Origin of the sequence: Streptomyces sp. CLV115 (genome assembly GCF_038448545.1) — a bacterium.
In the GTDB taxonomy this organism is placed as follows: Bacteria; Actinomycetota; Actinomycetes; order Streptomycetales; family Streptomycetaceae; genus Streptomyces; species Streptomyces sanglieri.
This window is the reverse complement of the sequence record NZ_JBCEWQ010000023.1, coordinates 18,548-34,434: the sequence shown is the minus strand read 5'-3', so window position 1 is coordinate 34,434 and position 15,887 is coordinate 18,548. Positions and strand designations below refer to the sequence as shown.

Below are 15,887 nucleotides of genomic sequence, written 5' to 3'. Positions count from 1 at the left end.
CGTGTCCCGTCCCCGTGTCCCGGGGCGGACAGCGACGAGCCCCGCACCGTGGTCCGGTGCGGGGCTCAGGTGTCGAGGCGGGGGGGCGTCAGATGACGGGGGACGTCGGGCCCTTGTCGTCGTCGGTACCGGTGGTGCCGATCACCGTCGGGCCCTTGTCGTCGTCGGTGCCCGTGGTGCCGACCACCGTCGGACCCTTGTCGTCGTCGGTGCCGCTCGTGCCGACCACCGTCGGACCCTTGTCGTCCGTGATCGTCCGGGCGATGACGGTCGGGCCCTTGTCGTCGGCGACCAGGCGGGTGCCGGCGAAGGTCGGGCCCTTGTCGTCGTCGGTGCCCGTGGTGCCGATCACCGTCGGGCCCTTGTCGTCGGCGAGAACCTGCTGGATGCCCCGGGCGTCGTGCGACTGCCCCGCCTCGACCACCGTGCCGATGCCGAAGGCCAGCGTCGCCGCGATGATCCCGAAGAGCCCAGCAAGCTTGCGTCCCATGTCCCGCCCCTAAGTGGTGTTTGTGAGGTTCTGCGGTGTTCCGCTTCCCGACACCACTGATGTTGCTGATCGGCGTTCCCGGTCCGTTCCTGCCCCGATACCGCCTCCGGGAACTGCCGCGGGAACGGACCGGTGACCTCCTACTCCGCGTCCAGCTGGCAGGCTGCGACCCGGGGGCCGAGCGGGGTGAGGACCACGCGCGTCCGGGCCGCTCCCGACTCGTGGCCGGCCAGGTCGAGCAGCGATCTCACGAGGGAACGGAGCACCGCGCGCTCCGACTCGTCCAGGAGCGCCGGACCGGCACCGTCGCCGGGCGGCCACGTCACGATCCCGGCCACCGTGTGCATGCCGTTCTCGGTTCTGGTCTCGACGCTGAGCTGGGGCCCCTCCCAGGACTCCGGCGCGGTGTACGGGTGGGACTGGACACCGGACGCCACACGCTCGGCCCACCGTTCCACGGTGGACAGGTCCTGGAGGGCCTGGCGCAGTTCCGTCCCGTCGGGCGAACGATCCCTGGGGTCCTTCACGGAGTACTCCTTCTGCAGACAACTACGTGACGACCCTTGCCTTCTCCGGTCCCGGTTCCCTCCCGAACCGTTCCCGCTTCCTTCCCGTTCCCGCGTTCGCGAAGGGAACGCAGCGGTAATCGGTCGCCGCATGATGACGCCGTTCGATTCAGACAGGGATCCGTGGTGATCCGCAGAGGACGCGACATCCTGGGGGATTGAGGCGTGGCAACCACACCGTTCGACGGCTCCGGCACCTTGTGCCGGATGTCGGTGCACAAGGGATCCGAGTCCTGATGGGCGCCCGGACATCAGCGGACATTCCCGGTCGGTTCTCGGGAATGGGGCCCTTTCTCCTCGTCTGGTCCGGACAGGCGGTGTCCCTGGCGGGAAGCGCGGCGGTCCGGTTCGCCTTCATCGTCGAGGTCTGGTCGGCCGGCGGGAAGGCGACCGACGTCACCATCCTCTCGCTGTGCGCCATGCTGCCGCAGGCCGTGTTCAGTCCCATTGCGGGTGCAATCGTCGACCGTATACGCAAGCGCACTGCGCTCCGGATAGCCGACGCCGGCGGACTCCTCGTCGTCGGCTCGCTGGCCCTGCTCCACTACGTCGGCGCCTTCCAGGCCTGGCAGGTCTATCCGGCGACCGTCCTGCTCGGCATCTGTGCCGCCTTCCAGTTCCCGGCCCTGTCCTCGGCCGTTCCCCTGCTGGTCCGCAAGGACCAGCTGGACCGCACCAACGGGCTGTTGGCCGGTGCGAAGAGTGCCGCCGGGATCGGCGGTCCCGCGCTGGGCGGTCTGCTCGTCGCGCTCTTCGGGATCGGGCCGACGCTCCTGGTCGACGTGGCCAGCTACGCGTTCGCCCTCATCGGCATCCAGGTCGTGCGCTTCAACGGCGACCGGGTGACGAAGCACCCCGACGCACCGCGCAGGCGGATCACCGCGGACGCCGTCGAAGGACTGCGCTACCTGTTCCGGATCCCCGGCCTGCGCGAGCTGATCGTCAACTTCTGCGTCGTCAACCTCGTGATGGTCTTCGGCTTCGCCCTCATCTCGCCGATGGTGCTGCTCCGGGCCGGCAACGGCGCGCTCGCCGCGGTCAACACCTCCGTCGGCGTCGGCGGAGTGGCCGGTGCCCTGCTCATGGCTGCCTGGGGCGGTCCCGCGAACCGGGGCCGGGGCATGATGCTCGGCGTGGTCGGCATGTGCCTGTCCGCCCTGGTGGTGATGGGCCTGGTGGGCAATGTGACCGGGTGGTGCCTGGCCATCCTGATCGGCGCCCTGCTCATGACCACGGTCAACGCCTCGATGCAGACGATCGTGCAGACCAAGGTCCCGCACGAATGGCAGGGCCGGGTCTTCGGCGCGGTGATGTTCCTGTCACAGATCTCCGTGCCCCTGGCGATGGCGGTCTCCGGGCCGCTCGCCGACCACGTCTTCGAGCCGATGGCCGCCCGTGGTTCCGGGCTCTTCACCCTGCTCGGCCCCCTCGTCGGCAACGGTCCGGGCAGCGGCATGGCGGCCATGCTGTTCCTCGCCGGTGTCGGCGGCACCGCGGTCGCCCTCTGGGGGCTGGCCAGCCGCTCGATCAGGGAGATCGACACCCTGCTGCCCGACCTCGACGCGCCGCGGGAGCCCGCCGGGCCGAGCGAGAGCCGGGGAGGTGACCGCGATGAGGTGCGTGCATGAGCTCTTCGAGGAGCAGGCGGCGCGGACGCCCGGCGCGACGGCCCTGATCGACGGCGGCGAACGGACCGACTACGCCGGACTCGACGACCGGGCCGGCCGGCTGGCGGGTCTGCTGGCCGCGCGAGGCATCCGGCCCGGCGACACGGTCGGCGTGTACCTGGAGCGCTCCACCGCTCTCGTCGTGACGATCCTCGGCATCCTCAAGGCCGGGGCGGGCTACGTGATGCTGGACCCCGCCTTCCCCGCCGAACGGCTGCGCGCGATGGCCGAGGACGCCGGAGCCACCGCGGTCGTCACGGCCCGCGACGCCGTGCCCGGGGTCCTCGACACGGCCCGGGTCCACATCGAGGACGCCGCCGGGGCGCGGCCGCTGCCGCGCGGCGCCGTCCCGGTCCGGCCCGACGACATCGCCTGTGTGATGTTCACCTCCGGATCGACCGGGCGGCCGAAGGGCATCGCCGCGTCGCACCACGCGATCACCGCCACCCTCACCGGGCAGAGCTTCGCGTCCTTCGGCCCCGGCGCGGTCTGGCTCCAGTGCGCGCCGCTGTCCTGGGACGCGTTCGCCCTGGAACTGTGGGGGCCGCTCATGAACGGCGGGACCTGCGTACTGCACCCCGGGCGGCGCCCCGAGCCCTTCCTGATGGCCCGGCTGGTCGCCGAGCACGGCATCACCTCCATGTACCTCTCGGCGTCCCTCTTCAATGTCGTCGTCGACGAGTACCCGCAGGTGATGGACGGACTGCGGGAACTCGTGGTGGGCGGCGAGGCCATGTCGGCGCCGCACGCTGCCCGCGCCCTGGAGCGCCGGCCGGAGCTGCGGCTGAGCAACGGATACGGCCCCGTCGAGTGCATGGTCTTCCTGACCGTCCACCCGGTGAGCGCCGACGGGCTCGGCCAGGGCCCGGTGCCGATCGGCCGTCCGCTGGCGGGCAAGCGGCTGTACGTCCTCGACGAGGAGCTCCGCCCGGTGCCGGACGGCCAGAGCGGCGAGATCTACGCCGCCGGGGCGGGCCTCGCCCGCGACTACCGCGGACGGCCCGCGCTGACCGCCGAACGCTTCGTCGCCTCCCCGTCCGGTGAGCGCGTCTACCGCACCGGTGACCTCGGGCGGCGCCGCGCCGACGGTGTCCTCGAATATCTGGGCCGGTCCGACAGCCAGGTGAAGATCCGGGGCTTCCGGGTGGAACCGGGCGAGGTCGAGAGCGTACTGACCCGGCACCCCGGCATCGACCGGGCCGCGGTCGTCGCCCATGAGCACCCGGCGGGCGACCGCCAGCTCACCGCGTACGTCGTCCCGAGCGGCGGTGCCCGGCAGGGCTTCCAGGAGGCGCAGTTGCGCGCCTACGCCCGCGGTGTGCTGGCCGAATACCTGGTGCCGGCGGTCTTCGTGGCGCTGGACGAGCTGCCGCTGACCGCCGGCGGAAAGCTGGACCGGGCCGCCCTGCCGGAGCCCCGGACCACGGCGGTCCTCGCCGGCCGGGCTGCGGTGAGCGGCACCGTGGCCGCCCTGTGCGAGCTGTTCGCCCAGGTGCTCCACACGGACCGGGTCGGCCCCGACGACGACTTCTTCGCGCTGGGCGGCCACTCCCTGCTCGCCGCCCGGCTGCTGGGCCGGATCCGTGCCGTGCTCGGCGCCGAGATCGACATCCGCGGGCTCTTCGAGGCGCCCACCGCGGCGCTGCTCGCCCCGTTCGTCGACACCGCTCCCCCGGCGCGTCCGGCACCGGCCGCCGCAGCCGGGGACTCCTCCGGGACGCTCCCGGTGTCGCACGCGCAGCACCGGCTGTGGTTCCTGGACCGGATCGGGGCCGGCGCCGCGTACAACCTGCCGATGCTGGTCCGGCTGCGGGGCGCGGTCGACGTGGCCGCGCTGGACGACGCGCTGGCTCGGGTCGCCGAACGCCACGAGGTGCTCCGCACCGTCTTCGAGGAGCGTGACGGCTCCCCCGTACGCCGGGTACTGAGCGGGGCGGCCGCACGGCCTCCGTTCCGGCAGCTGCGGACCGCCGGGGCCGCGACGGACCGGGAGATCGAGCGGGAGGCCCGTCACCGTTTCGACCTGCGCACCGAACTCCCGGTGCGCGCCACCCTGTTCACCTCCCGGGAGCGGCCGGACGAGCACGCTCTGCTGGTGCTGGTCCACCACATCGCCGGGGACGGGTGGTCGCTGCGGCCGCTCTTCCGCGATCTGTCCCGCGCCTACCGGGCACGGGTCGACGGCGCGGAGACGGCCGGGCTGCCGCCGCTCACCGTGCAGTACGCGGAGCACGCCCGGCACCAGCTCGACCGGCTCGGCTCGCCGTCCGATCCGCATGCCCTCGCCGCCCGTCAGCTCACGTACTGGCGCAAGGAACTGGACGGGCTGGCGGCCGACGGTCCGCTGCTGCCCCGCCGCGCCGGGCGTCCCCCCGTACCCGGTCCGGACGCGCGGGTCGTGGTGCGCCGGCTCGACGCGGCGGCGCACGCCCGGGTGGTCGAATCGGCCCGTGCCGGGGGCGCCACCCTCTTCATGGCCCTGCACGCCGCACTGGCCACCGTGCTGGTTCGGGCGGGGGCGGGCGAGGACCTGGCGATCGGCGCGCCGGTGGCCGGGCGCGCCGGGGACGGCAGCGTCGAGGACGTGGTGGGGTTCTTCGTCAACATGCTGGTGCTGCGCACCGATCTGTCCGGCGACCCCACCTGCGCCGAGGTGCTGGCCCGGGTGCGGGAGACGGACCTCGCCGCGTTCAGCCACCAGGACGTGCCGTTCGAGGACGTGGTCGGCGCGCTCAACCCGCCGCGTTCCCCCGGCCGTCAGCCGTTCACCGATGTGGTCCTGGCGCTCCAGAACAACGCCCGGGCCGAGGTCGCGCTGCCCGGTGCCGAGAACGGGGTCGAGGTGGTGCGCACCGGCGCCGCCCGGTTCGAACTCCTGGTGGACGTCACGGACTCCACCTCGGCCGAGGGTGCGCCGGACGGGCTGACGCTGACCTTCGAGTACCGCGGGCAGGCGCTGGAGGCGGAGTTCGTCCAGTGGCTCGCGGACGCCCTGCCGCAGGCCCTGGAGGAGGCCGCGGCCGCCCCCGGCACGCCCCTGTCGCGGCTGGGCGTCGCCGCACCCCCGCGGCCGGCCGGCCGGAGCGACCGGATCGCGGCGCCGGTCCGGCGCCAGGCCGTCACCGAGCGACCGATGACCGCTCTGGAGCGGGAGATCTCCGCCGTGTGGTGTGACGTCCTCGGCGTACAGAGCGCCGGCCCGGACGACGACTTCTTCGCCCTCGGCGGCAACTCGCTGCGCGCGGTGCGCGCCGTGGCCCGGCTCGGCGCCGGACGGCAGGTGACGGTGGCGCAGTTGTTCGCCGCGCCCACGGTCGCCGCCTTCGCCGCCGAGCTGGAACGGGCGGTCGAACTGCCGGCCCCCGCCGGTGCTTCCCCCATCCCGCGACGCCCCCGGGTGCCGCGCCGCACGGAACCCCAGACCCAGACCGGCAGAAAGCAGGAGGAGTGGCAGTGGACCTCAGTGTGATGTTCTTCGGTGCGGACAGCACCACCGCCGGCGAGGCCCGGCACACCGAGACGTACGAGGACATCCTCGCCGTGGCCCGGACCGCCGACCGGCTGGGGTTCCACGCCGTCTGGACCCCCGAGCGCCACTTCCAGCAGGTGGGACAGGTCTTCCCGAGCCCGCCGGTGCTCAGCGCGGCACTCGCCGTCGCCACCGAGCGGATCGGGATCCGCGCGGGCAGTGTCGTCCTGCCGCTGCACCATCCGCTGCGGGTGGCGGAGGACTGGGCCGTCGTGGACAACCTCTCGCACGGGCGGGTCGGCCTCTCCGTCGCCACCGGCTGGCACTCCAAGGACTTCACGCTGGCCCCCGAGCAGTACGCGGACCGCCGGCGGACCGCTCTGGAGACGATCCCCCGGCTGCGGGCGCTGTGGGCGGGCGAGCCCGCCGAGTACCCCGACGGCACGGGCGACCCGGTCTCCGTCACACCCCAGCCCCGGCCCGTGCAGGACACCCTGCCGCTGTGGGTCACCACGTCCGGCAACCCGGAGACCTGGGAGGCGGCCGGCCGGCTGCGCGCCGGAGTGCTCGGCGCGACCGTCGGGCAGAGCCGGGACGAGCTGGCCGAGCGGATCGCCCGCTACCGCGCCGCCTGTGCCGGGGCCCCCGACCAGCGGGGCACCGACGCGCACGGCCGGGTCACGCTGATGGCCCACACCTACGTGGGAACCGACGACGCGGAGGTCCGCCGGATGGCGGGCGCCCCCCTGAAGACCTACCTCTCCTCGTACGTACGCCAGACCGCGGCGAACCGTTCCGCGGACGCCACGACCGCGGCCCTCACCGAGGAACAGACCGCGATGCTCGCCGACTTCGCGTTCGAGCGCTATCTGAGCTGGGGCAGCCTGCTCGGCTCCCCCGGCCACTGCGCCAAGATGCTCGCCGATCTGGCGGAGCTGGGCGTCGACGAGGTCGCCTGCTTCATCGACTTCGGCATCGGACGGGACGACGTACTGGCCGGGCTGCACCGGTTGGCCGAACTGAAAGAGAACCTGTGATGAGCGCCCCCACCGTTTCGCGCACCGTCCCGGTCGCGGCATCCCCCTCCATGGCCGACCGGTTCGTCGCACTGGGCCGGGAACAGCGGGTCCGTCTGCTGCGCCGCCTCCTGGAGGCGGGCCGGGCCCGTGAGATACCCGCCGTCGTACCGCCGCGCGACCCGGCCCGCCGGGTGCCGCTCAGCCCCGCGCAGCACGACCTGTGGGTGTACGACTCGCTGTATCCCGGCACCCCGGCGCTCAACCTGTGCGCCGCCTACCACTTCGAGCGGCCCGTCGACCCGGCCCACCTGGAGCAGGCGCTGACGCTGATCCAGTGTCACCACGACATCCTGCGGACCCGGATCGTGACGGATCCGTCGGGCGAGCTGCATGTCGAGTTCCCCGACGACGGGTCCTTCGACCTGGAGCGCGAGGATCTGCGGGGCACCGGCCGCTCGATCGACGAGGCCTTCGAGACCTTCCGCAGCCGCCCCTTCGACCTCGCCCGGGACAGGCTGATCCGGGCCCGGTTCGTCCGGGTCGACGAGCGGCGCTCCACACTGATGCTGAGTCTGCACCACACCATCAGCGACTGGTGGTCCTTCGATGTGCTGCAGAACGAGTTCGCGCGGGCCTACGGTGCGCTGCGCGACGGTCTGGAGCCGCCGCTGACCCGGCCGGCCGTGCAGTACGCCGATTTCTCGTCCTGGCAGAGCGAGTTGGCGGAGTCCGGGGTCTTCGCGAGCCGGCTCGACTTCTGGCGGCGCTATCTCGCCGACCCGCCCGGTCCGCTGACGGTGCCGGGCAGCAACGGGGGTGTCGCCGGGGGCGAGGGCATCGCGCAGGTGCCCTTCCACATCGACGCGCCGACCACCGCCGCCGTGCGGGCCCTGGCCCGGGAGCGCGGCGCCTCGGTGTACGTCGTCCTGATGGCGGCGTTCGCCGTGCTGGCGCACCGGGTCAGCGGCGCCGACGACCTGGTGATCGGCACCCCCATCGCCAACCGCGCGGCCAAGGGCCTCGACCAGGTCATCGGGTACGTCATGAATGCCGTGCCGACCCGCTGGAAGGTGGCTCCGGACCGGTCGTTCGCCGAGCTGCTCGCCGGGTTCGCGGTCGACTTCCCGGATCTGATGGCCAACGCGGACGTGCCCGTGGGCCGGATCGTGTCGGCCGCCGCGCCCGAGCGCAGCGCGGGCCGGGCCCCGCTGTACCAGTGGGTCTTCATGCACCTGACGCAGCAGCCGAGCGTCTCGGTGATGAAGGAGTTCGCGGAGCCCGAGCGGATCCACACGGGCGGCGAGCACGACCTGGTCGGGGTGGTGAAGGACAGCGGTGACGGCATGGAGGGCAGTTTCGGGCTGCGCACCGATGTCTTCAGTGCCGAGACGGTGGCCCGCTGGACGCAGTGCTACGTCGAGCTCCTGAAGCGGATCACCGCCGACCCGGACGCGCTCGTCGGTGACATCGACGTGGTGCCCTCGGCCATGCGCGGCGAGCTGCTCGCCGGTTCGGCCGGGCCCGCCGGCCCCGCCACCGTGCCGCTGCCCGAGCTGGTGACCCGGCAGGCGGCCCGCACGCCGGACGCGCCGGCCGTGGAGTCCCCGGGGCACACCCTGAGCTATGCCCGGCTCGACGACCGGGTGGCCCGGCTGGCGGGCCGTCTGGTGCGCCTGGGCGCCGGTCCCGGGCGGATCGTGGCCCTCGCGCTCGCCCGTGGCAGCGACTGGCCGGTGGCGGCACTGGCCGTGCAGCGGGCCGGCGCCGCCTATCTGCCGGTCGACCCCGCCCATCCGGCCGAGCGCATCCGCCGGGTCCTCGCCGAGGCCGCGCCGGTGCTCCTGGTCACCGGACCCGGCGCCGCTCCCCTGGACACCGGTCTGCCGGTCCTGGTCCTCGACGAGGACGCCTGGGCCGGGGAGCCGCTGCCGCCGGGCGGCCCGGAACTCCACGGCGCCGCCCATGTCATCCACACCTCCGGCTCCACCGGCACCCCCAAGGGCGTGGTGGTCGGCCATGCCGGGGTGGCGGCGCTCACCCGGAGCCTGGTGGACGGCCTCGCACTGGAGGCGGGCAGCCGGGTGCTCCAGCTCGGGCCGCCCTCCTTCGACATCTCGGTCGGTGAACTGTGCCTGGCCTTCGGCTCCGGCGGAACGCTGGTGCTGCCGGGGCCGGGCCCGCTGGTGGGCGAGGACCTCGGGGCGGTACTGACCGAGCGGCGGATCTCCTGCGCCTTCGTCCCGCCGTCGGTGCTGGCGACCGTGCCGGCCGGTCCGTATCCGGAGCTGCGCGCCCTCGTCGTCGGCGCGGAGGCCTGCCCTCCGGAGCTGGTGGCCCGCTGGGCCGTCGCCGGCCGGCGTTTCCACAACGCCTACGGGCCCACCGAATCGACTGTCGTCTCCACCGTCTCCGGACCGCTGGACGCCGACGGGACGGCGCCGCCGATCGGCACACCGGTGGCGGGCACCAGCGCCTACCTCCTCGACGAACAGCTCCGGCCGGTCCCCGCCGGGGCGGGCGGTGAGCTGTACCTGGCGGGTGAAGCGCTCGCCCACGGCTACCTGGGCCGGGCCGCGCTCACCGCCGAGCGGTTCGTCGCCGATCCCTACGGTCCGCCCGGCAGCCGCATGTACCGCACCGGCGACCTCGCCCACCGCGACGACCACGGGAACACGTACTACCTGGGGCGCGGCGACGAGCAGGTGAAGCTGCGCGGGCTGCGCATCGAGCCCGGCGAGATCGCCGCCGCGCTCGCCGAACACCCCTGCGTGGAACGGGCGGTGGCCGTCGTGCGGCACGACCGGGCCGGCTCCGCACAGCTGGTGGCGTACGTGGTGCCCGCGCCGGGAGCGCGGATCGACGAGGACGCGCTGCTGCTGCACGCCTCCGGGCGGCTGCCCGCGGCCATGGTCCCGGCCGCGGTGGTGGCGCTGGACGCGCTGCCGTTGTCGTCGCACGGCAAGCTGGACCGGGCCGCACTGCCCGCGCCCGCCGCCCGGACCGCGGACACCGTCCGGCTTCCCGGGTCGGCGCGCGAGGAGGTCCTGTGCGGGCTCTTCGCGGAGCTGCTGGACGTCGAACAGGCCGGTGCGGACGACGACTTCTTCCGCCTCGGCGGCGACAGCATCATGGCGATCCAGCTGGCCGCGCGGGCCCGTACGGCCGGTCTGGTGTTCTCCCCGCACGACGTGTTCACCGTACGCACCCCGGCCCGGCTGGCCGTGCTGGCCCGTACGCCCGAGGGCGACGCCCCGGAGGAGGACGACACCGGGACCGGGCGGCTGCCCCTCACCCCGGTGATGCACTGGTGGCGCGAACAGGTCCGGGACACCGCCGCGTTCACCCAGTCCATGCTGTTCCCGCTCGCGCCCGGCACCGGACTCGCCGCGATCGAGGAGGCCGTCTCCGTACTGACCGAGCGGCACGCCGCGCTGCGGATGCGCCTGGTCTGCGAGGGCGACACCGGCTGGGAGCTCCGGGTTCCCGAGGAGAGCGCGCCCCCGGCCGCGCGGGCCGTCCGGGTGGCCGTGCCGGCGGACGCCGATCTGCACTCCCGGGCGACGGAGCTGGCGCGCACCGTCGCCCTGCGTCCCGAGGACGGCGAGATGGTGCGGGCGGTGTGGCTCGACCCCGGCTCCGGCCGGCCCGGTGCCCTGCTGCTCACCGTGCACCATCTGGCGGTGGACGGGTTCTCCTGGCGGGTGCTCGGGCAGGAGCTCGCCGCGGCGCTGGACGGCCGCTCCCCGGACGACGCCGCTCCCACGGGGACGGCCTCGTTCACCCGGTGGTCCCGGCTGCTCTCCCGCGAGGCCGCATTGCGGCTCGACGAACTTCCCTGGTGGAAGCGGCAGTTGGCGGACGGCACCGCCCGGCTCGCCGAGGAGCCGGAGCCGGGTGGCCGTCGGGAGACCCTCACCTTCGATCTGGACCCCGACCTCACCCGCAGTGTGCTCCTCACTCTGCCGGGCGCCTTCAACTGCCGCCCCGACGCGGTGATGCTGACCGCCCTGACCGCGGCGGCCGTCCAGCGGCGCGGCAGTGGATCCTCGCTGGTCGTCCATCTGGAGGGCCACGGCCGCGAGGCGCTGTCCGCCCCGGTCGATGTGTCCGCAACCGTCGGCTGGTTCACCACCCAGTACCCGGTCCGCCTGGACCTGGGTGCGGCGTCGGTGGTGCCCGGCGGCCGGCCGGGCGAGGCCCTGAAGTGCGTCAAGGAGCAGCTGCTCGCGGTGCCCTCCGGCGGGCTCGGCTGGGGTCTGCTGCGCTACCTCCACCCGGAGACCGGCCCGGTGCTCGCCGCGCTCCCCTCGCCCGATGTCCGCTTCAACTATCTGGGCCGGTTCGCCGCGGCCGACGCGGCGGGCGGACGGCTGCTCGAACCGGGCCCGGACGCCGTGCCGCTGGCGCACACCCTGGAGGTGGATGTGCTGGCCCGGGAGGAGAACGGCGAGCCCGTGCTGGAGGCGAGCTTCTCCTACCCGTCCGGGGCGTTCACCGAGGACGGGATGCGCGCCCTGGCCGGGTCCTGGTCCGAGGCGCTCCGTGTCCTCGCGGACCACTGCGGACCGGACGGCACGGCCGTCCACGCCCCGTCCGACTTCCCGCTCGTCGACCTGACCGGGGACCAGCTCGAACTGCTCGCACAGGAGATGGACTTCGGTGACCTCGGCACCGACGACGACGAGGAGGACCGGCGATGAACGCGCGCATCGCGGACGTACTGCCGCTCTCCCCGCTCCAGGAGGGCCTGCTGTTCCACACCGCCCGGCAGACCGGGGGCCCGGACCCCTATCTGGTGCAGGCCCGGTTCGTGATCGGCCCCGCGATCGGCGGGGACACGGTACGGGCCGCGGTCGCCGCGCTCCTGGACCGGCATCCGAATCTGCGTGCCTGCTTCCGGCACGAGCGCCTGGACCGGCCGGTCCAGGTCGTACCGAAAGCGGTCGAGGTGCCGTGGACGGAAGTGGACCTGACGGGGCTCAGCACGGACGAGGCGGACGCGCGGACCGAGGAGGTGCTGCGTGAGGACGCGGCGCTCCGCTTCGACATGGCCCGCCCGCCCCTGGTCCGTGCCACGTTCCTGCGGCACGGCACCGGTGCCGAACTGATCGTGTCCTTCCATCACATCCTGCTGGACGGCTGGTCGATGCCGGTGGTCGAGCGGGACCTCGCCGCCCTCGTGGCGGGCCGGCCGCTGCCGCCCGCCGCGCCCTACCGGGACTATCTGGTGTGGCTGGGCGGTCAGGACCGGAACAAGGCCGAAGCCGCGTGGTGCGAGTCGCTGGCGGGTCTGGAGCGGCCGGCACTGCTGGCCCCGGCCGGACCGGACGCGGCACCGGACCGTTCGCGGCTGTGGCTGCCCACCGGCCTCACCGAGCGTCTGGTGCGCCGGGCCGCGACCGCGGGCGTCACCCTCAACACCCTGGTCCAGGTCTCCTGGTCACTGGTCCTGGCCAGGCTGACCGGCTCCCGCGACCAGGTCTTCGGCGCGGTCGTCTCGGGGCGCCCGCACGATCTGCCCGGCGTCGAGTCGATGGTGGGCCTGTTCATCAACACCCTGCCGGTACGGGTCCGGCTGCGGGACGACGAGCGGGTCGACGAGCTGCTGTGCCGGATCCAGGACGAGCAGTCCCGGCTGCTGGAGCACCACCACGCCCGCACCGCCGAGGTGCAGCGCGCCGTGGGGGCCGGTGAGCTCTTCGACTCGATCATCGCCTTCGAGAACTTCCCGCGCGGTTCCGGGAGCGGGGACGGTGACGACGCGGTCCGCCTGGCGAAGGTGGCGGACGCGACGCACTACCCGGTCACCATCGCGGCGGTGGCCGAGGACCGGCTGCTGCTGTCCGTGAGCTGCCGCCGGGGCATCTCGGCGCCGGCGATCGCCGAGCGCCTGGCACACGTACTGGAGCAGCTGGCCGACTCGCCGCGGATGCCGGTGGCGGACGTCGACGCGCTGCCCGCGGCGGAGCGGCGCCGGCTGCTCGCCCTGGCGGACGGCCCGGTCCGCACGTCCGCCGGACCCGCCACCCCGGCCGGGCGGTTCGCCGCCCAGGTGGCCCGCACTCCGGACGCACCGGCCGTCGACACCGACGGCGAGACGCTCAGCTACGCCGGGCTCGACGCCGCTTCGGACCGGCTGGCCGGCCGTCTCGGGCGGGCCGGTGTGGCGCCGGGGCACACCGTGGCCCTGCTGCTGCCCCGTTCGGCGTCGCTGATCGTGGCCCAGCTCGCGGTGCTCAAGGCGGGCGCCTGCTGGCTCCCCCTGGACCCGGCGCACCCGGCGGAGCGGCTGGCCCGGCTGATGGACGCGGCGGCCCCCTCCCTGGTCCTCACCTCGGGGGCGGACCGGGGTGCCGCACGGCTGCCCGCGGGGGTCGCGGTGCTGGACGTCACCGAGGCGTCCGAACCCGTGCCCTTCGACCGGATCGAGACCCATCCCGGGGCCGCCGCCTGCGTGATCCACACCTCCGGCTCCACCGGGGAGCCCAAGGGGGTGGTCGTCCCGCAGCGGGCGATCACCGAACTCGCCGCCGACGGCCGCTTCGCGGGCGGTGCCCACGACCGGGTGCTGCTGCACAACCCGTACACCTTCGACGCCTCCACCTACGAGGTGTGGATCCCGCTCCTGAACGGCGGGACCGTGGTCGTGGCCCCCGCCGAGGCGGTCACCCCGGAATTGCTGGAGCGAGTGGTGCGGGAGCGGCGGGTCACCGCGCTCATGCTCACGCCCGAACTGCTGCGCACCGTCGCGGAGATCGCGCCCGGGGCACTGTCCGGGCTCCGTGAGGTGTGGTCCGGCGGCGACGTCCTGGCACCCGACACGGTGCTCCGGATCCGGGAGCACTGCCCGGACACGGTGGTCGTCAACGGCTACGGCCCCACCGAGACGACGGTGTTCGCCACCGCCCACACCGCCGACGCGCAGAGCGCCCGCGGTACGGGGGCCGTGCCCGTCGGGCGCCCCCTGGACAACACCCGCGCCCAGGTCCTGGACGACCGGCTGCGCCCGGTCCCGGCGGGGGCCACCGGTGAGCTCTACCTCGGCGGCAGCGGTCTCGCCCAGGGCTACCTCGGCCGGCCGGCCGCCACCTCGGAACGGTTCGTGGCCGATCCGTACGGGCCGCCCGGCAGCCGCATGTACCGCACCGGGGACCTGGCCCGCTGGACGCCGGACGGCGTCCTGGAGTTCGCGGGCCGGGCCGACGACCAGGTCAAGGTGCGCGGCTTCCGTGTGGAACCCGCCGAGGTCGAGGCCGCGCTCGCGGGCTGCCCCGGTGTGGCGCGGGCCGTGGTCGGTGCCCGGCGGGACGCGGCGGGCGGCAAGCTGCTGGCCGCCTGGCTGGTGCCGGAGCGGAGCGCGGACGAGGACCGCTCCGACCCGGAGGAGCGGTGGCACCGCACCCTCGCCCGGGTGCGGGCGCATGCCGCCGAGCAGCTGCCGGCACACCTGGTTCCGTCCCTGTGGGCCCGGATCGACGAGGTGCCGCTCACCCGCCACGGGAAGGCCGACCGGGCCGCGCTCCCCGACCCCGGGCCGACCGGGGAACCGGTGGCCGACCGGGCGCCGCTCACCCCGCGCGAGCGGGAGCTGTGCGCCCTGTTCGGGACGGTGCTCGGGGTTCCCGCGGTCGGGCCCGGCACCGACTTCTTCCGGGCCGGCGGCCATTCACTGACCGCACTGCGCCTGAAGTCGAAGATCGAGACGGTGCTCGGGGTACGGATCCCGGTCTCCGCCCTGTTCGACGCGCCGACCCCGGCCGGTCTCGCCGCCCTGCTCGACGCGCCGCCGTCCGGCAACGGCCGCGCCGCGCGGATACCGCTGCGGCCCGCCCGCGGACGCGCCGGATCCGCGACCGTGCCGGCCGAACCGCACCACAACAGCCTGGAGCATGTGCTCACCCTGCGGACCGGCGGCGACCGCACCCCGCTCATCTGTGTGCATCCGGGGCTCGGTCTCAGCTGGTCGTACGTGAACCTGCTGCCGCACCTCGCACCGGACCGCCCGGTGCACACCCTGCAGAGCCCGGCACTGCTGACCGGCACCGGCGGGCTCCCGGCCACCATGGACGAGATGGCGGACCTGTATCTGCGCAGCGTCCGCGAACTCCGGCCGCGGGGACCGTATCTGCTGCTCGGCCGGTCCTTCGGCGGTCCGCTCGCCCATGAACTGGCGGTGCGGCTGCGCCGGGAGGGCGAAGAGGTCCGGATGCTCGTCGTGGTGGACGCCATGCCGATGCCGGAGCGGATCCGGGGCACTTTGCTGGACCCCGCCGCCGTCGAGGACGAGATGCTGCGCATCCTGCTCCACTCCCACGCACCGGAACTGCCTCTGCCGAACGGCCCGTTGGAGCGGTCCGCGCTCTTCTCCCAGGCCCGCGGGGGCAGCTTCGACGGCCTCTCCGAGGACCGGTTGCACACCCTCGTCGATGTCGGGGCACATCACACCCGGCTGGTACGGGACTGGCACCCGTCCCCCTACGACGGCGCGACGACGCTCTTCTCCGCGACGCGCGACGACTGGCCGACCACGGCCGAGAAGACCGAGGCCTGGCAGCGCGTGACCGCCGCGCTCGACGTGCACGAACTGGACTGCGGTCACAGCGACGTACTCACCCAGGGCCCGGCGGCCGTGATCGCCGCGGTCATCGAAACCGCCCTCCGAGGGGACTGAGAACC

General features: G+C 74.1%; 7 protein-coding genes. 5 read left to right on the top strand and 2 right to left on the bottom strand.

Annotated features, from left to right (window positions below):
- Positions 1-88: 88 nt before the first annotated feature.
- Both AADR41_RS11525 and AADR41_RS11520 read right to left on the bottom strand, forming a co-directional pair.
- Positions 89-490 carry a hypothetical protein gene (locus AADR41_RS11525; RefSeq protein WP_342281256.1) on the bottom strand — a complete coding sequence of 134 codons (402 nt, stop codon included), beginning with the start codon at positions 488-490 and terminating at the stop codon, positions 89-91.
- A gap of 140 nt (positions 491-630) precedes the next feature.
- Positions 631-1,017, bottom strand: coding sequence for a hypothetical protein (locus AADR41_RS11520; RefSeq protein WP_342281255.1), 387 nt, complete (start codon positions 1,015-1,017; stop codon positions 631-633).
- Between the two features lie 320 nt (positions 1,018-1,337).
- On the opposite strand from AADR41_RS11520, the gene AADR41_RS11515 reads away from it, so the two are divergent.
- From AADR41_RS11515 to AADR41_RS11495, 5 genes are read left to right on the top strand one after another with little or no spacing between them, the layout of a single operon-like run.
- Positions 1,338-2,684, top strand: a complete 1,347-nt coding sequence (locus tag AADR41_RS11515) for an MFS transporter (RefSeq protein ID WP_342281254.1) — start codon at positions 1,338-1,340, stop codon at positions 2,682-2,684.
- Positions 2,668-6,192: an amino acid adenylation domain-containing protein gene (locus tag AADR41_RS11510; RefSeq protein WP_342281253.1), complete on the top strand. Its 3,525-nt coding sequence runs from the start codon at positions 2,668-2,670 to the stop codon at positions 6,190-6,192. The genes AADR41_RS11515 and AADR41_RS11510 overlap by 17 nt, the downstream gene beginning before the upstream one ends.
- Entirely contained in the window at positions 6,177-7,229 is a 1,053-nt protein-coding gene (locus tag AADR41_RS11505) for a MupA/Atu3671 family FMN-dependent luciferase-like monooxygenase (RefSeq protein WP_342281252.1), read from the top strand. Before AADR41_RS11510 ends, AADR41_RS11505 begins: the two co-directional genes overlap by 16 nt.
- Positions 7,229-11,911: an amino acid adenylation domain-containing protein gene (locus AADR41_RS11500; RefSeq protein WP_342281251.1), complete on the top strand. Its 4,683-nt coding sequence runs from the start codon at positions 7,229-7,231 to the stop codon at positions 11,909-11,911. The genes AADR41_RS11505 and AADR41_RS11500 overlap by 1 nt, the downstream gene beginning before the upstream one ends.
- Entirely contained in the window at positions 11,908-15,882 is a 3,975-nt protein-coding gene (locus AADR41_RS11495; RefSeq protein WP_342281250.1) for an amino acid adenylation domain-containing protein, read from the top strand. Before AADR41_RS11500 ends, AADR41_RS11495 begins: the two co-directional genes overlap by 4 nt.
- Positions 15,883-15,887 lie beyond the last annotated feature (5 nt).